Annotated in this window: 19 protein-coding genes and 1 tRNA gene; 9 read left to right on the top strand and 11 right to left on the bottom strand. The window is 63.3% G+C overall.

Features of this window, described 5'->3' with window-relative positions; genetic code table 11:
* Positions 1-53 precede the first annotated feature (53 nt).
* From JKL45_RS01165 to JKL45_RS01150, 4 genes are all read right to left on the bottom strand, one after another.
* The gene (locus tag JKL45_RS01165) at positions 54-590 is read right to left on the bottom strand and encodes a hypothetical protein (RefSeq protein WP_201859276.1); all 537 of its coding nucleotides are present in this window, start codon (positions 588-590) and stop codon (positions 54-56) included.
* 43 nt (positions 591-633) lie between these two features.
* Positions 634-1,401, bottom strand: a complete 768-nt coding sequence (locus JKL45_RS01160; RefSeq protein WP_201859275.1) for a sulfite exporter TauE/SafE family protein — start codon at positions 1,399-1,401, stop codon at positions 634-636.
* Between the two features lie 105 nt (positions 1,402-1,506).
* The gene (locus tag JKL45_RS01155; RefSeq protein ID WP_201859274.1) at positions 1,507-2,046 is read right to left on the bottom strand and encodes a GNAT family N-acetyltransferase; all 540 of its coding nucleotides are present in this window, start codon (positions 2,044-2,046) and stop codon (positions 1,507-1,509) included.
* 10 nt (positions 2,047-2,056) lie between these two features.
* Positions 2,057-2,656, bottom strand: coding sequence for a helix-turn-helix domain-containing protein (locus JKL45_RS01150; protein ID WP_201859273.1), 600 nt, complete (start codon positions 2,654-2,656; stop codon positions 2,057-2,059).
* A 181-nt stretch (positions 2,657-2,837) separates the two neighbouring features.
* Here JKL45_RS01150 and JKL45_RS01145 point away from each other — a divergent pair, with 181 nt between their 5' ends.
* On the top strand, positions 2,838-3,095 hold the full coding sequence (locus tag JKL45_RS01145; RefSeq protein ID WP_201859272.1) for a hypothetical protein: 258 nt from the start codon (positions 2,838-2,840) through the stop codon (positions 3,093-3,095).
* Positions 3,096-3,123: 28 nt separating this feature from the next.
* Here the strand turns inward: JKL45_RS01145 and JKL45_RS01140 are convergent, their stop codons facing one another.
* Both JKL45_RS01140 and JKL45_RS01135 read right to left on the bottom strand, forming a co-directional pair.
* Positions 3,124-4,659 carry a coiled-coil domain-containing protein gene (locus JKL45_RS01140; protein WP_201859271.1) on the bottom strand — a complete coding sequence of 512 codons (1,536 nt, stop codon included), beginning with the start codon at positions 4,657-4,659 and terminating at the stop codon, positions 3,124-3,126.
* Between the two features lie 69 nt (positions 4,660-4,728).
* Positions 4,729-5,892: a TAXI family TRAP transporter solute-binding subunit gene (locus tag JKL45_RS01135; protein WP_201859270.1), complete on the bottom strand. Its 1,164-nt coding sequence runs from the start codon at positions 5,890-5,892 to the stop codon at positions 4,729-4,731.
* A gap of 435 nt (positions 5,893-6,327) precedes the next feature.
* Here JKL45_RS01135 and minC point away from each other — a divergent pair, with 435 nt between their 5' ends.
* Genes minC through minE form a run of 3 tightly spaced genes read left to right on the top strand, consistent with a single transcriptional unit; the run spans position 6,328 to position 8,089 of the window.
* Positions 6,328-6,996: a septum site-determining protein MinC gene (gene minC, locus JKL45_RS01130; RefSeq protein ID WP_210345629.1), complete on the top strand. Its 669-nt coding sequence runs from the start codon at positions 6,328-6,330 to the stop codon at positions 6,994-6,996.
* Positions 6,997-7,013: 17 nt separating this feature from the next.
* Positions 7,014-7,829, top strand: a complete 816-nt coding sequence (gene minD, locus JKL45_RS01125; protein ID WP_201859268.1) for a septum site-determining protein MinD — start codon at positions 7,014-7,016, stop codon at positions 7,827-7,829.
* Positions 7,826-8,089 (top strand): cell division topological specificity factor MinE, encoded by a 264-nt coding sequence (gene minE / locus JKL45_RS01120; RefSeq protein WP_036354060.1) that lies wholly within the window; start codon positions 7,826-7,828, stop codon positions 8,087-8,089. The genes minD and minE overlap by 4 nt, the downstream gene beginning before the upstream one ends.
* 50 nt (positions 8,090-8,139) lie before the next feature.
* On the opposite strand, the gene JKL45_RS01115 is transcribed toward minE, so the two are convergent.
* The 4 genes from JKL45_RS01115 to JKL45_RS01100 all read right to left on the bottom strand — a co-directional run bounded on the left by JKL45_RS01115 (position 8,140) and on the right by JKL45_RS01100 (position 12,099).
* The gene (locus JKL45_RS01115) at positions 8,140-9,294 is read right to left on the bottom strand and encodes a hypothetical protein (RefSeq protein ID WP_201859267.1); all 1,155 of its coding nucleotides are present in this window, start codon (positions 9,292-9,294) and stop codon (positions 8,140-8,142) included.
* Positions 9,287-10,114, bottom strand: a complete 828-nt coding sequence (locus JKL45_RS01110) for a hypothetical protein (protein ID WP_201859266.1) — start codon at positions 10,112-10,114, stop codon at positions 9,287-9,289. Before JKL45_RS01110 ends, JKL45_RS01115 begins: the two co-directional genes overlap by 8 nt.
* A gap of 151 nt (positions 10,115-10,265) precedes the next feature.
* A complete protein-coding gene (locus JKL45_RS01105) occupies positions 10,266-10,655 on the bottom strand; it encodes a septal ring lytic transglycosylase RlpA family protein (protein ID WP_201859265.1) in 390 nt (129 codons plus the stop codon).
* Positions 10,656-10,863: 208 nt separating this feature from the next.
* Positions 10,864-12,099, bottom strand: a complete 1,236-nt coding sequence (locus tag JKL45_RS01100; protein ID WP_201859264.1) for an MFS transporter — start codon at positions 12,097-12,099, stop codon at positions 10,864-10,866.
* Between the two features lie 242 nt (positions 12,100-12,341).
* Here JKL45_RS01100 and JKL45_RS01095 point away from each other — a divergent pair, with 242 nt between their 5' ends.
* Entirely contained in the window at positions 12,342-13,295 is a 954-nt protein-coding gene (locus JKL45_RS01095) for a DMT family transporter (RefSeq protein ID WP_201859263.1), read from the top strand.
* Positions 13,296-13,304: 9 nt separating this feature from the next.
* Here the strand turns inward: JKL45_RS01095 and JKL45_RS01090 are convergent, their stop codons facing one another.
* On the bottom strand, positions 13,305-13,589 hold the full coding sequence (locus JKL45_RS01090) for a hypothetical protein (protein ID WP_201859262.1): 285 nt from the start codon (positions 13,587-13,589) through the stop codon (positions 13,305-13,307).
* 215 nt (positions 13,590-13,804) lie between these two features.
* On the opposite strand from JKL45_RS01090, the gene JKL45_RS01085 reads away from it, so the two are divergent.
* The 4 genes from JKL45_RS01085 to JKL45_RS01070 all read left to right on the top strand — a co-directional run bounded on the left by JKL45_RS01085 (position 13,805) and on the right by JKL45_RS01070 (position 16,004).
* The gene (locus tag JKL45_RS01085; protein ID WP_201859261.1) at positions 13,805-14,143 is read left to right on the top strand and encodes a hypothetical protein; all 339 of its coding nucleotides are present in this window, start codon (positions 13,805-13,807) and stop codon (positions 14,141-14,143) included.
* A 69-nt stretch (positions 14,144-14,212) separates the two neighbouring features.
* Positions 14,213-15,127: a class I SAM-dependent methyltransferase gene (locus JKL45_RS01080; RefSeq protein WP_210345628.1), complete on the top strand. Its 915-nt coding sequence runs from the start codon at positions 14,213-14,215 to the stop codon at positions 15,125-15,127.
* Positions 15,124-15,867: a pseudouridine synthase gene (locus tag JKL45_RS01075; RefSeq protein WP_201859260.1), complete on the top strand. Its 744-nt coding sequence runs from the start codon at positions 15,124-15,126 to the stop codon at positions 15,865-15,867. Before JKL45_RS01080 ends, JKL45_RS01075 begins: the two co-directional genes overlap by 4 nt.
* A gap of 60 nt (positions 15,868-15,927) precedes the next feature.
* Positions 15,928-16,004, top strand: a tRNA-Arg gene (locus tag JKL45_RS01070).
* Positions 16,005-16,125: the final 121 nt, after the last annotated feature.

The raw sequence follows: 16,125 nt of genomic DNA, 5'->3' as shown, positions 1-16,125 counted from the left end.
GCGCCTGCAGTCATGGGCCGCGCCTGAAAAGGATCAGACGCGGCCTATTTTCATCAGGCGGCGGACGACGTGCTCGTCTCCGCAGTTGAAGGTGTATTGGCCGTTTCCTCAGCGCGCTGCTGCTGCGGGCGGCTGAGATTGGCGGGCGAGCGACCAGTCGAATGGGTTGCCGCAGTCGGTGCCTTTGCGTGAAGCGAATGCAGATCGGCCTGGATGCTGTCGATCAGATCGATGAGCCAGGTTTCTCCGTTCTGAACGCGCTCGCGCAAAGCCGATTTCGCGATGTCGAGTTTCGCCGAGACTTCCATCGTGTTGCGCGACGGCAGATCGCTGAAATCCTGCTCGATCGTGGACAATTCGCGCAACAATTCATCCCGCAGCGGCCGCTGTTCCTCGACCATGATCAGCGGCGAGTTCAGCATGCCGCGCAAGGCAGCCCACCGCAGGCCGAGGGCGCTCACCGATTGCGTTCCATCGAGTCCTGACATGTTTTGGGATTCAGCCACGGTCATTTCCTTTTTGCGACAACTCAGAATCGAGACGTGCAGGAAGGAGCATGGTTGTGGCGTGAATCGGGCAGCGGCCGGCAAAAAGCCGCTCGGGGTCGCGCTATTTCGAATATGGTTATCGAATTCAGCGAATAAAGAAATACAGTGTCAGTGCGGCGCCGACTGCAATCACGAGCCAGCGGATCATGCTCGCCGGCAGACGGCGACCGAACACCACGCCGAGATAACCACCGATCACCGAGGCTGCGCCGACGATGATCGTCTCAGGCCAGCTCACGAGACCTGCTACCACGAACAATACAACAGCAACCAACTGGATCAGCGTCGAGCAGAGATGCTTGGCGGAGTTGATCAGATGGAAGTCGTCGCCCTCGGTGATGGCGAGCGCCGCCAGCATGACGATGCCCATGCCGGCGCCGAAGAAGCCGCCATAGACGGCAACACCCGTCTGGAATGCGAGACCGGCAGCCCACGCTTTCGTGGACGGATGATCGCCTTCTTGTTTGCCGATGGCCCGCGCCAGCGCGACGATCTTCGGGCTTGCGGCAAAGAGCACGGTGGCAAAGAGCAGCAGCCACGGCACGAGCTGCCGGAAGGCATCGTTGTTGGTGACGGTGAGGATGTAGGCGCCGCCCAGGCCGCCGATGAGGCTGACGATGCCCAGCGCCGCAAAGCGCCGGGCATTCGCCGCGAGTTCCCGTCGGTAGGCCCAGGCGCTGGAGAGATTCGCCGGCGTGACGGCCACCGCGCTGGTGGCATTGGCCACAACCGGCGGAAGACCGGCGGCGACGAGGGCCGAGAAGGTGAAGAAGGTGCCGCCGCCCGCAATGGCGTTGACGAGGCCGGCCGCAAGGCCCGAGGCGGCCAGCAGCGCCGCAGTGGACAATTCCATGATGATCAGTCTGGTGGTGATGACGGCAGGGCAGGATGGTTCAGGATGTCAGGCATAGGACGGACGCCCGCCGAGTGCAATCATGGGCCCCACCGAAGGTGGCGGTCAGGCGGCGGAAATCTGCTTGTAGAACACGGTCGTGTCGCAGAACCCGCCCTTGGGCCAAAGGGCATAGTTCGGGATGATGCCCGACTTCACCCAGCCGGCCCGCTCATACAGACGCTCCCCGTCACTGCCGGTCACCGTATCGAGCACGAGCACGGTCTTGCCGGCTTCTGCCGCCGCCTCTTCGGCCGCCCGCATCAGGGCGGCCCCGACCCCCTGCCTTCGGGCCTGGCTGTGAACGAGCATCTTGGCGATATCGGCCCGGTGGGGCTGGTTCTCCGGCTGCTTGAGGATGACTTGGACCGTGCCGACAATCATGCCGCTGGAGGGGTCTTGAGCGACGAGCAGGATCCGCTCTCCGGCGGCGACACCCTCGGCAACCCCCTGCCAGAAGGCATCGGCTCGCTCTTGGGTGAGGGGCAGCATGAAGCTGACCGAGGCGCCGCCTTCGACGCAGTCGATCAACACGGCCGATAGGGCGGCGATGTGCTCGTGAGCGTCCTGCGGGGTGAGCGGACGGATGGTGACGGGCTCTCTCATAGGCTGTGTCTCATCGGTGAAGACTGGTGCTGGCGCGTGGGTCGGTGGCAAGCGCCACCACATAGCGGGCAGGGTCATCGGTCAGGTTGCGAAAAACGATCGGTTGGTCGAGGCGCATGGAAAGGCAGTCGCCGGTGCCAAGACGATAGGTCTCATCCCCGAGAGTGAGCGTGATGGCGCCCTCGATGATCCAGATCTGCTGATGAACAGTCGTAGCCCGCTGCCCGGTATCATAGGCCACCCGCGCACCGGCCGGAAGGACCACCTCCACCAGTTCGATGGGGGAGGGGAAGCCCGCCGCGGACAGGTTGCGCCGCATGTAGCCGCTCTCCGGGTCGCGCCAGATCCGCTGATCGTCATGCCGCGACAGGGGAGAGGCGGCTGTGCTCTCCTGCTCGGCGAACAGGGACGCAAGCGTCACGCCAAGCCCTGCGGCCAGTTTGTCGAGAACGGCCGCCGTCGGGCTGCTCTCGCCACGCTCAATGAGGGAGATCATGGAGCGGCTGACGCCTGTGCGTTCGGCCAAGCCATCGAGCGTCATGCCCGCTCCCGTGCGGAGGTCGCGGAGGCGAAGGGCCAGATGGGTGCTGATGTCCGGGATTTCATCCATTAAACTAGAATGTAATTCCAAGATAATGGAGTCAAGCCATTGAGCTGAAGCTGTCCAGGGAGCGGCGCCTCTGTAAAAAGGAGTCGCCAGACAGCTTGGCTGGCCTTATGGCTGCGGTTTGCTGTGGATCACGCAGGGGCACTCCATTGCCCTCGGCAGAACAAAAGAAGACTTTCAACCCATGTCGAACGTGATCCCTCTCGCCCCCCGCCTGAAGCCGGGCCGGTCCATTGCCACTGAGGCAGAGGAGCGGGCGACGCTCGCGGCCGATCTCATCGAGCTGATCGAGCGGGTGCGGGAGCTGACGGAGCACGTGGCCGGCCTACCGGGCCCTCCCTTGCAGATCCAGCAGACCGCCCAGCAGCTGCTCGATGCCGGCACAGCCCTGGAGCGCGCCGTAGACTCGCTCACCGAGGGCGGCGAGTGGGTGCCGTTCTAAGATCCGGGCACCTCTCACCTTTACGCCTCTATCGCAAAGCCTCCAGCCGCTCCCGGGCCTGAACCATCCCTAAGGCCTGCGCCTGCGTGTAGAACTCCCGCGCCTTCGCCGCATCGCCCTTGAGCCCCATCGTGCCGAGCTTCGAGAGCACATTGGGATCGAAGGTTTCGGCCAGCAGGAATGCCGCACGAGCATGGCCGTTCGCAAGCGCGCGTTCGAGAACGAGGCGTGCGCCGCTCACGTCGCCTTTATGCAAGAGCTCCTCGGCACGGGAGACGAGCCGGTCGTCCGTCTTGGCGGGCTCGGCCTTAACCGAAGTTTCGCCGCTGATCGGCGGCACGCTCGTCATGGGCAAAGGTGACATGCTGTTCGGCAAGGCCGCGACGACCACGGGGGCAGGAACCTTGACGGGCAATGACGATGTGGCGTCCTGAGCAGCCGGCAGGCTCTCAGGTGGCAGCAGGTTCGCTTGAGCTGCCGGCGCAGGAACGGCCTCCGGCTGCGGTGCGCTCAAGGGCGGCTCCGCGCCCGTTGATGCAAGCCGGAACACCACAGGAGCGGGACCCGGCTGACGAGGCTCCTTGAGGGTACGCAGCTCGTCACCGGTCGCGGTCAGCTCCTGCGTCAGCATATCGTCCCGCATCTGGGCGCGTGCCAGGGCCTTCTCCAACTCGGCCATCCGGGTTGTTGTCGAAGCCACGATCTCGTCCTTGAGACCCTGCAGCTCCTTCAGATCCTTGAGAGCACCGGCGAGCTGACGCTCCGCCAGGTCTTTTTGTTCGCGCTCCTGCCGCAGTTGATCGTCCGACGTGGTAACAGCCGCCGGAACGGAGGCCTGCTCCTTGGCAGCCTGCAGGGTTCGGTACTCCTCCTTCAGCCTCTCCACTTCCTGCTCAAGGGTTCCGCTGCGATCCTGCTCCCGCTGCAAGGCCTGCTGCATCTCTGCCGATTTAACATCTTGAGAAGTTGTGTCCGCCTCGAGCCGAGCAGCAAGAGCGTTGTGCTCCTGCATCAGGGCCGTCAGGGTCTGAGAGACCATGCCGCTATAAGATCGTTCCTGCTCGAGAGCGTCTTGGAGTTCGGCCAAGTTGGCATTGCTGATATCGGCAGTTGTCGTGCAAGCCCCCGGTGAAGTCTCTGCAGAAGCCGCTGCAGAAGCCTGCATCGGTGGCGCATGAGCAGATGCTTGAACGTTGAGGTCCTGCAGCGCCTTGAGCAGGTTCGGATTGCTCAGATGGTCGGAGAGTACGATCGCAAGCGTGCCGACCTCGATGGCTGTGTTGAGACTGGTTTCTGCCGCCTTCAGGTCACCCTTGCGGATCGAGCCCTCGAGGTCGGCTGCAAGCTGACGCCGATCCGAGGAGGTCAGCAGAAGCGGGAGCAGATTCTGCAGGTCCCTCGCCGCAGGGACGCTGTCGAGAGGGCTGCTCTCTGCCTCTGCGCCAGAAGCGATGCGGGGAGGATCCTGTGCAGCCGCAGAGCCGAGAAGCGCGAGGCTGAGGAATGTGGTGGTCAGCAATTCAGTGATGAAACGGCGTGATCCAGATGATGTGTACCCAATCATGTCGGACCTCCTGTTGTTATCGCCGAAGGCTTGAGGGGCAGCCTTCGGCTTTGGGTCCTGCGTGATGCGTCAGTCCTGCCGGTTCACTTTCCGGAGCGCCTTCTCCCGGTCGCCCTGCCAAGCCAGGAACTCACGGAACAGAACTTCGCGCTCCTGCGCGGAGACGTTGATCCCCCGGTTGTTCATGAAGAACTCAAAGCTCTGAACCTGCGGGGAGGAATTGCGGGTCGCGACGGCGCGATCCAGCCAATCCTGCGCGGGTTTCACGCGCTCCCAGCCAGGGACGTCGGCCGCGAGATTGACCTCCTTCCATTTCGGGTGCCGACCGGGCTGCAGGAACTCGTCGAACCGGGAGAAGAACGCATCCACGAAGCGCTTCACGCGGTTATAGCGGTCGGAGTTTTCCGGCCAGTTGAACACGGCCAGCAGGCTCCCGACGGCCAGGGTCTCGACGGGTTTGGCAGCGTCGACGAGCTGCGGGTAGTCGGCATTGGCAAAGCGCGCCGGGAAGTAGCTCTCGGCAATCTCGCCCTCGAATGGAATCGGCAGAAGATGGAAGCGCCCGTCGGTTTGGAATTCCGCGATGGCGCGCACTGGACGCCCGGCCACATAGACGGCGGCCTGGATCTCACCGGACTTGAGCTTCGCATAGGACGAGGCCTGATCGAAGGTTGTGACCTCTGGCTTGATGCCGAGCTTTTCGAAGATGAGGCGCGAGGTGAGATTGGTGCCGCTGCCGGCCTTGTCGATGTTGACCTTCTGGCCGTCGAGCTGCCGGATATCGGTGATCTGCCGGTTGGCGATGATGTGCACCTCCTCGTTGTAGAGGCGGGTGATGAAGCGCAGGCGCCGGACCGCGCTATCCTGCAGCTTTTCAGCCTTCAACTGCTCGCGAGCATCCATCTGCACGATGCCGATATCGACGCCGCGCAGGAACATGATGTCGCGAAGGTTCTGCAGGGAGCCGCGGCCGATCATCGGCAGCACGCGCAGATCCTCGCCGTCGAGCACATTGGCGAGATCTGCCGCGATGCGGATGTAGGTGCCGTCCGCACCCCCCGAGATCACCCCGAGCGTGCCCGAATTGGCGCGGGACGGGTTGAAGGACGGCGCCGTCTGAGCCGATGCGGCGATCGCGCCGGAAATCAGGAAGGCTGCAACAGTGGCAGCCCGAGCAAAGGGGTGACCGAAACGACTGCGCATGAAAGAGAAAACCGAAAACCGACCCGACATTCTTGTCCTCCCCGGAGGAGCCTTATGGCTGTTCGTCGATTCGATCGCTTCGTTTTCACGGATTATGAATTGAGTAAAAGTGAGGGAATGAAAAACGAAACGAAAGAACGGTCATCGTATTCTTGTGAAACCTATGGTCAATTGTACTTTGCGTCCGGATTAGTACTCATGAAGGGATAGAGAATAATCAAAAAGAGATAGGTTTTATCTTTATATTCCTTGCAGGAGCTGAATTTCTTATCTTCCTTTTCGGATCCTGAACGGGCTGTCCTGCGGCTCGGCTGCGGCATTAAGAAATTTATGAGCCCTCGGTGCCTCCTTTAACCGTCCGTTAACCATAAGCGGTCGAAATCATACGGCATTAAAGGAATCTGAACTCCCGTGACCATTGCCGTTCGAAATCGTCCGTCTCTTCGCTTCCGCGGCAGGTCCTTCATGGCCCTGGTTCTCGCGCCCGAAGTGCCGCTGAGGGACTGGCTCGAGGATCTCGATGCCGTCTCCGAGCGCTCTCCCGGATTTTTCACCGGGCGTCCCATCATTGCCGATGTATCCTCCCTGAAGCCGTCGAAATCCGAGCTGAAGTTCCTGCTCGCGGCCTTCAAGATGCGCAACATCCGCGTCATCGGACTCGAGGGCGCCGCGCCCGAGAACGTCGATGCCGACATGCCGCCGCAGATCAGCGGCGGAAAGCCCACGGGCGATATCGACGTGCCGGATGCAGCCAATGCCGCGATGGCGGCCGCGGGCTCGCCCTTCGGCGATGCGCCGGTGCCGGAGAAGTCGCTGCTCATCGAGGGCTCCGTGCGCTCAGGCCAGTCGATCCTGCACCCGGAAGGCGATGTGACGGTCCTGGGCTCCGTCGCCTCGGGCTCGGAGATCGTCGCGGGCGGCTCGATTCATGTCTACGGCTCCCTGCGCGGCCGGGCGATTGCCGGATGCACGGGCAACGGCAAGGCTCGCATCTTCTGCCGCAAGTTCGAGGCCGAATTGATTGCGATCGATGGTCTCTACAAGACCGCTGACGATCTGGGTGGCAAGTTCCTCGGTCAGCCCGTGCAAGTGAACCTGGATGGCGATTCCATCATCCTGAAAACAATGGATTGAGAGAAAGAGAGACGACAATGGCCAAAGTCTTGGTCGTAACTTCAGGCAAGGGCGGCGTTGGCAAGACAACGTCTTCGGCAGCTCTGGGCGCGGCGCTGGCGCATGGCGGCGAGAAGGTCGTGGTCATCGACTTCGACGTCGGCCTGCGCAACCTGGATCTCGTGATGGGAGCCGAGCGCCGCGTGGTGTTCGATCTCATCAACGTGGTGCAGGGCGACGCGAAGCTCAACCAGGCGCTCATCCGCGACAAGCGGCTGGAGAACCTGTCGCTGCTCCCCGCCTCACAGACCCGCGACAAGGACGCGCTGACCGAAGAGGGCGTGGCCCGCGTGCTCGACGAACTGCGCGAGAAGTTCGACTGGATCATCTGCGACAGCCCGGCCGGCATCGAGCGCGGCGCGACCATGGCCATGCGCCATGCGGACGTGGCCGTCGTGGTGACCAACCCGGAAGTCTCCTCGGTCCGTGACTCCGACCGCATCATCGGACTCCTCGATTCCAAGACGGAACTGGCCGAGAAGGGCGGGCGCATCGAGAAGCACCTGCTGCTCACCCGCTACGATCCCGTTCGTGCCGAGCGCGGCGAGATGCTGAAAGTCGACGACGTGCTGGAGATCCTCTCCATCCCGCTCATCGGCATCATCCCCGAGAGCGAAGAGGTTCTGCGGGCATCGAACGTCGGTTCGCCGGTGACGCTCAACAATCCTGCCAGCGCGCCGGGCCGGGCCTATTTCGATGCCGTGCGCCGTCTCAAGGGCGAAACCGTCGAACTCACCATCCCGACCGACAAGAAGGGCCTGTTCGGCAAATTGTTCGGACGGAGGGCTGCATGAATCTCCTGAGTTTCTTCAACCGGCGCACCTCCGCGCCCGTAGCGCGCGAGCGCCTGCAGATCCTGCTGGCGCACGAACGCGGCATCGTCGGGGGCAAGCCCGATCTTGTCGCTCAATTGCGGGAGGAGATCCTGGCCGTCGTCCGCCGCCACGTGATGGTGGAGCAGGACAACGTCCAGGTGAAGATGAACCGCGATTCGGACATCTCGACCCTTGAGATCGAGATCGAAATCCCTGCCCCGGTCGCAGCGCGCGCCTGAGATGCAGTGCAGCGAGAGATAAGCGGCCCCGTTCACGCGGGGCCGCTTTTTCATGGCTGCTGCTTGCCCCATACGCCGATCTTGGCCTCGCGGGCCTTGTCGGCTGCGGCCTGCAGATCCGGCGTCGCATCGTTCGTCGGCCGTCCGCCGCCATTGAACAGCACGACCCGCGACAGATCCTGATTGCCGACCTGGCAGCGATAGACATCGTTTGAGCCGGCCGGCTCGCAGGCCACCTCGCGGCCGTTGAGATAGCGGGTCAGCTCCTCCGGCTTGCCGCCGCCCGGTGCCCACTCGACGCCGAACAGGCGCACCACTTCGCCTTTCAGGGACAGGGTGGCCGTGTCGATCACGTCCGGCACCCCGCGCAATGAGGCGGAGGATGTTGTCGAGCCGGTGGTCGAGGGCTCGGGATCCTGGAGGGGGCTTGCCGTTTCATTGCTGGCCACCGTGGACTCTGCCGCGCTGGCCTGAGGAGCGGGTGTCTCCTCATCCTGGAACAGGAAGGCGCCGACGCCCAGAAGGGCAACGAGCGCAACCGCCCCCAACGCGATGCCGGGACGTGCCCAGGAGCGCGTGCGCATTCCACCGAAGACGACCTGCTCATGCTCGGCTGCTGCCGGAGCGACCTTGTCTCCGGGCTCGTCTTTCGAGCCTCGCTTTGGTGCCAGAGAGATTTTGAAGCTGCTGAGTGCGTTGCGAGACCAGTCGTGAATGCGTGGCTTTCCAAGGGGAGGGTTCTGAAGTGGAGCAGGTTCTGCTCGTAATGGCGACGCTTCGACCTCGGGCTTCTGCCCTCCATCGTCCAGCTTGAGCCAGTCCCGCTGCGGCTTCTCACGCTTTTCCGGACGTTGCTCGGCTTGCATAGGGGCGGTCGACTCGGGCTTTGCCGACCTGAACAGCACGCCATATCGGCCGCGCAGCTCCTCCAGCAGATCCTGAAGGGTGAACTCTCTCTGCTGCCCGTCCTTCTCGATCGTCCGGGGCTTGCCGTCCTGGTCGATGACGGTGAGTTTCAGCGCGCCATCCACCTCCGACGGGCGCAGCGAAGACTCAATGATGAGTTCCAGAGCGCGGCGGGAGTCATCGGTCGGGTTGATCTTGTCGAGCTCCGCATGGATCGTCTCGCGCATTCTTTCCCGCATTTGGGTCCAATTGCGGCGCGGATCCGTGGAGGAATCGTGAGTGTTGGTTTCGTCAATCATTCGAGGCACCCTCCAGGGCAAGGTTTCGCTTGCGCTCCTGACCGAGCAGCGTGCTGTGTTCTGCAACAATGACGGGTCTGTCGCCGATGAAATGCACGACGAGCTGCAGGGCGCCCGTGCCATGCGACACTCGGCGGCGCCGGGGATGGGTCGCCGTGTAGTCGAACACCGCATGCACCGTGCAGATCTCGCCTGCCGGATTGCATGTCGTGCCAATTCCATCCTCGCGCGGACGATAGTCCCGCTCCGGCCAGCGCTTAACGAAGCGGCGCTTTTCATCGAACAGGCGCTTCATGGTCACCTCACGCCCGTGAAAGAGCACGCGGGGCGCATAGAAGGCTGCCGTCGATTCGAGAGCGGTGTCGTTGGGGGCCGACCATGAGTCGAGGTAATCGATGGCGAATCGCTTTGCCGTGGCAGCCCGTGCCTCGCGCTTGTCGTCGATGGGATCCTGCTTGGGCCGCGCGGTCGTTACGGGCGCCGGGGCGGCTGGAGCCGCTGGAGCGGGAGCCACTTCGGGCTGCTGCGCTTGGCGGGTCGCAGGCGCATCAGGCCGCATGATCGGTGTTTGTGGCTGAGCTGTCTGTGCCGGCGGTGCTGCGGGTGCCGGGGGCGGCGCTGAGGTGGCTTGGGGTGGGGCGGCAGGAGCCGACCTGCCCGGTTCAGGAGCTTGAGGTTCCGGGGCCTGGGATGGCACCGTTGAGCCCGCTCCGGGAGGGTCGACCCACGGACGCCCCGTCTGCGCCGCAGCCATGGGACCGATAGCCATCAGCAGGGTCAGGAGAGCGGATTTCGTTGCGAGCGGCGAGCCGATCTTCATGCGTTTCCTAAGGCCTCTTCTCGAGAAAAGGTGACTGGGGAAAAGCGGGTGAAAGGCATCCCGGTTCCATGAATATCCTGGCCGGAAGCTCCGGCCAGGATGGGTCGCAATAACTAGGTGATGAAATGAACTTGTCTGAAAATTGCCTGGCTTAAAGCTGGGCGAGGGTGACGGAACCGACGCCCGAGATCCCGAGCGCCTGCGCGGAGGCTTTCGAGAGATCGATGACGCGGCCATGGGCGTAAGGACCACGATCATTGATACGAACCACCACGGACTTGCCGGTCTTCTTGTTCACCACCTTCACCTTCGTGCCGAAGGGCAGAGTGCGGTGGGCGGCGGTCATATCGTTGGTGTTGAAGGTTTCGCCACTCGCCGTCTTGCGTCCGTGAAATCCTGGTCCGTACCAGGAGGCAGGACCGCTCTGAAGGACCTTGCCGGAGGTCTTGGCCGGCTCAGCCTGCGCGACAGAGGCAGAGAAGAGAGCCGATCCGGCGATGAACAAACTTGCGAGTGTGAGCGTTACCTTGCGTTGATCCACGATGCATTCCCTTGTTCGTTGTGTTGGGTGTGCAAAATGGAGGCTAATGGGGCAACAATAAGACGTTCAACATGGTTGAACACCGATTATTGTAGCCTAGGCTTGAGCATATAGCCTATTTATACGTTATAATTATATTGTAACAGTTTGTAGAAATAGCCTGAAAGATCTGCCAAATTCCAAAGAAACCATAGCGACCGCTGATGGACTAAGAGTCGGTGGCGTTCGCTTTGCCATGGCTGGATGGGAGAGTTGCCAGCCATAGGGCAAGAGCCAAGGCCGCGACGAGCAGAGCGGTCACGAGGCCGGCGACCCCAGGCCAAGCTGCACGGGCCCAGAACACGCCGCCCAGGGTGCCGATCGCGCTGGACCCGAGATAGTAGCAAAACAGGTACAGTGCCGAGGCCTGCGCCTTTGCGCTCGCGGCTCGGCTGCCAACCCAACTGCTGGCGATGGAATGACCGCCGAAGAAACCGAACGTCACGGCGACGATTCCCGCGATGATGAGCAGGAGATGGTCGAAGAGGGTCAGGGCCACGCCAGCCAGCATGATGACGATCACGACCCAGAGCACCCGCTTGCGGCCGAGCCGATCGGCCAAGCCCCCGATCCAGGCTGAACTCCAGGTGCCGATCAGATAGGCCGCGAAGACGGCCCCGATGGCGCTCTGGCTCAAGGAATAGGGTGGTTCCGTCAGGCGGTAGCCGAGATAGTTGTAGAGCGTCACGAAGCCGCCCATGAGGAGGAACGCCTCGGCGAAGAGCGCGCGCAGGCCCGGATCCCGCAGGTGCTCGCCCATGGAACGCACCAGATCCACCGGACGGGCCCGACGCGGCTGAAAATGGGCGGAGGCCGGCAGGCTTCGCCAGGCGGCGAAAGCCGAACCCAGACCGATGCAGCCGATGAGGCCGATGGCAAGCCGCCAGGAGCCCAGATCCGTCAGCACGCCGCCGATGATCCGCCCGGACATGCCACCAACCGCATTGCCGCCGATGAACAATCCCATGGCAAGTCCGATGGACTTCGGATCGACCTCCTCGCTCACATAAGCCATGGCAACGGCCGGGAGCCCGCTCAAGGTGATCCCGATCAGCATCCGGGCCATGAGCAGGCTGGTCCAGTTGGGCGCCAGGGCGGACAGAAGGGTGAGCAGAGCCGAGAGCAGGAGCGAGGCCACCATGATGGGTTTGCGGCCGATGACCTCCGACAGGGAGCCGGCCACCAGCATGGCCACGGCGAGAAGGCCGGTGGAGAGCGAGAGAGACAGGCTGCTCACGGCGGCGCTCACATGGAACTCGCGGGAGAATTCCGGCAGCAGGGGCTGAACGCAGTAGAGGATGGCGAATGTGGAAAAACCGGCGGCGAACAGCGCCAGGTTCAGGCGGCGAAAGGCCGGTGTTCCGCTCAACAAGCGGCTCGGCTTCTCCAGCGAATCATCCGTCATCTGGTCTTCCCGCGCCTGCCCGACCGGCTCAGCATAAGCGTCCTGAGCTTCCGCTATCCTATGCCCTTGGCGCAAGTGTAGGCCTGCTTACCGCATCGTCCATTCGCTCAAAGCATGTGATGTGTGCTGAGTTTGCACTTCTCTGCTGGCGAAAACAGTATTGAATAAGCCGCTATATCCTCCAGACTTGAGACCCTCAGGCTCGTCGCGGCCACCGCGCGAGCCTCTTTTTTGAGCGCGTCATGACCTCCTCTCCCGCCGCTCGGGTGAGCGCCTCTCGGGTGAGCGCTCCTCCCTTGGAGCCCTCAAGCCCGCCGGTTTCATCGCCGCTGCGGGGTGTCCTGTTCCTGATCGCCTCCACCATCGTGTTCTCGGTGGCGGACGTGATCACCAAGCAACTGGCCACCACGCTGCCGCCGCCCGAGGTGGCGTGGATGCGCTACGTCACCTTCGCGCTCGTGATCATCCCGGTCGTGCTGCTGAAGGGCGGGCCGGCGCTCCTGCGCTCCCGGAATCCGAAGCTTCAGGTGCTCAGGGGACTCGGCATGGTGGGCTCCTCGCTCCTGTTCATCGCGAGCCTGCCCTATCTGCCGGTGGCCGATGCCACGGCGATCTTCTTCGTCTCGCCGATCCTGATCATGGCCCTGTCGGTGCTCGTCCTCGGCGAGACGGTCGGCTGGCGTCGCTGGAGTGCGGCAGCGGTTGGCTTTCTTGGAGTCATGATCGTCGTTCGACCTGGAACGGGAGCGTTCCAGCTCGCCGCCCTTCTGCCGATGATCGCTGCTTCAAGCTGGGCCGTGGGCGCCGTCGTCACCCGCAAGATCGTGGGCGATCATGCGTTTACGACGCTCGCTTATTCCGCCCTGGTTGGCACCGTGGTGCTGAGCGCGCTCATGCCGTTCAACTGGGAGACGCCGAATGCGATGGAGATCGGCCTGGGCTTGAGCATGGGAGTGCTGTTCGCCATCGGACACTGGTTCATCGTCCTCGCCTACCGGCACGGCAATGCGTCGACGATTGCGCCCTTCTCCTACGTTCAGCTCATCTGGGCCGGCAGCCTCGGTTACATGGTGTTCGGCTCGGTTCCCGATGCCTGGACGATTACTGGGGCCGGGATCATCGCGCTCAGCGGCCTCTACACGGCCTATCGTGAGCGCGTGCGCGCCATGGAGCGGAAGTTTCGCCCTGAGGGCTGAAGGCTGGCCTCACGCTCCCGAATGGACGACGCGAAGGCGCGGGCGCGCCGTTCGGCTGAGGAAGTTGATCTCGATGAAGTCTCCATCCTCCGAGCCTTCGACGAGCCGGTAGCCGAACTGCTCCACCAGGGCGCGCACCTGGCCCAGATTCTCACGGGAGATCCTGCGGGAAAATTCCGTCAGATCCTGGCTCATCAACGCCGCCACGATCCCGATCTCGACCCCCTGGTCGAAATCGGCGCTGCGTGCCGGAAAACGAAGCCGCATACCCTCAGCGAGATGGATGTGGTGCATGGGATCCTGGTCAGTTCACGTTCTGTCGGGCGGTGTTTATCGGGCCAAAGATCCTACCGGTTGCTTAAAACAGGCCGGATGGCTCCAGGGCGTTCAAGGCTTGGTTAATCCTTCGTGCAGCGTGGATCCCGAAGCTGAGCTTTGCATTAGTCCTGCATGATCCTTCCTCTGCGAGGATGAGCAGGGGGTGGCGAGACAATGCAATGAGGCGCAGCATGAAGCAGCTTTTGGTCGGAATGGCATTCGCCACAGGTCTAATGGGGTCGGCGGCTCTGGCGGCGGATGTCGGGACGGTTGTCGGCGTCCGGTCCAGCCAGGTCCAGATGACGCGCCCCATCGCGAGACTCGCCGATCAGGGGCTCGGCTATTCGGTGCTGCATGACGTGCCGGGCGTTCCGCAGCAGGCCTACCGCGTGCATGTCACCTGCGCCATCGACGAGAGCTTCATGCAGACCTATTGCCCGACGCCGGTCTATGTCTCCGCCTGCCCCAGGGCCCGCATCACCTGCGCGGGCGGCGTGCAGGAGGTTCGGGCGCTGCGCCTGAAATACTGAACGGCCTTGAGGTTTGCCGTGCGGGCTGTGGTGGACTAGAACGCCCTCGTTCACCATTAGGCCATTAGTTTGCACACCACGACACGAAGCGGCGTCTACGGCACGCCACCGGCCGAACTGGCCGAGGCGCCTGGCGGCGCAACCCAGTTCTCGCCTCTGATCCCAGGCGCCGCGAAGCTGGAAGAGCAACCGGAAGGCTCGTTCAGTGATCTGCTGGTGCTGGCGCCGCCCGGCACCGTCGAACGGCGCTACACCATCGCGCTGGCGCTGCGGGCGCTCGCTCCCGGTGGGGCCCTGACCATTCTCGCGCCCAAGGACAAGGGCGGCTCCCGGATCGCCAAAGAGCTCAAGACCTTCGGCTGTACGGTTTCCGAGACCTCCCGGCGGCACTACCGCATCTGCACCTGCGAACGACCATCGCTTCTGACCGGTGTCGATGAGGCGCTCGCTGAAGGCGGTCCACGCTTTGACGACGGGCTGGGTCTCTGGACTTGGCCCGGCGTGTTCAGTTGGAACCGTCTCGATCCCGGCAGCGTGCTGCTGGAGCAGAATCTGCCCCCACTCAAGGGCCGGGGCGCGGATTTCGGCTGCGGCATCGGGGTTCTCGCCCGCACGATCCTGGCCTCGTCGACGGTGGAGCATCTTGCGATGCTAGACATCGACCGCCGCGCCCTCGAAATGGCCGCCCGCAATATCGTCGATCCGCGCGCCGAGACGCGCTGGGCCGACATTCGGAGCGGCTCCGGCCTCACCGGTCTCAACTTCGTCGTCATGAACCCGCCATTCCACGATGGCGGCGCCGAGGACCAGAGCTTGGGCCAGAGCTTCATTCGCCGCGCGGCCGAGTCGCTGCGGCCCGGCGGGGTGCTCTGGCTCGTGGCCAACCGGCATCTGCCCTACGAGGGAGTGCTGAAACCGATGTTCCGGCGCGTGACCCTGAAGGTGGAGGCCGGCGGGTATAAGATCTATGAGGCGATGAAATGAGCAAGACACCGACCCTGCGCCTCGACCGGCTGCTCGCCAATCTCGGCTATGGCTCCCGCCGGGAGGTGCAGCAGCTCGTCCGGGCTGGGCTTGTGACCCTGGACGGGGAAGAGATTGAGGATTCCGATCAGCGCATCACTGTCACCCGCGATCTCTCGGAGCGGATGCAGGTCCAGAGCAAGCCCCTCGATCCGCCGCCCGGCATCATTCTGATGCTGCACAAGCCCTTGGGTGTCACCTGCTCGCATAAGGAGGCAGGACCTCTGGTCTACAGCCTGCTGCCCGACCGCTGGCGCCGGCGCGACCCGGCGCTCTCGACGGTGGGGCGCCTCGACAAGGAAACGTCGGGGCTGCTGCTGATGACCGACGACGGCAATCTCCTCCATCGGATCATCTCGCCCCGCGCCAATGTCTCCAAGCGCTATCACGTGACCCTCGACCGGCCGCTGAAGGGAGATGAAGCCGAGATTTTCGCCGCTGGGACCCTGATGCTGGAAGGCGAGGACAAGCCGCTCCTGCCGGCGCAGCTGGAGGTGCTCTCCCCGACAAGTGCCCATGTGACGGTGACGGAAGGGCGCTACCATCAGGTCCGACGCATGTTCGCGGCCGTGGGCAACCACGTCGCCGTCCTGCACCGCAATCGGATCGGCGCCCTCGACCTGCCGGAGGACCTGGCCCCGGGCCAGTTCCGGATCATGAGCGAGGCAGCCCTCGCCCTGGTCCTGCCGCCAACCTCGTGAGCGGAGAGGTTGCCCTCAGGCCCGTAATCAGGTAGGAAAACCTCAGGCCCATCGCCGCAAGCACCCGTAGCTCAGCTGGATAGAGCGTTGCCCTCCGAAGGCAAAGGTCACACGTTCGAATCGTGTCGGGTGCGCCACTTCTCAGCTCGTTTGGAGCAAGAGATCAGGCGCAAGGGGCAATCTTCTCAAACCCTCAAGTGGCCCCTTCGGGCGCCGTGATCGGCAACCGAGAGAGTTTCAAGCCCGTCATCATCCGAG

This window comes from Microvirga soli, from assembly GCF_016734765.1.
Classification (GTDB): Bacteria; Pseudomonadota; Alphaproteobacteria; order Rhizobiales; family Beijerinckiaceae; genus Microvirga; species Microvirga soli.
The sequence above is the reverse complement of the archived record's forward strand: the minus strand, read 5'-3'. Positions and strand labels throughout refer to the sequence as shown.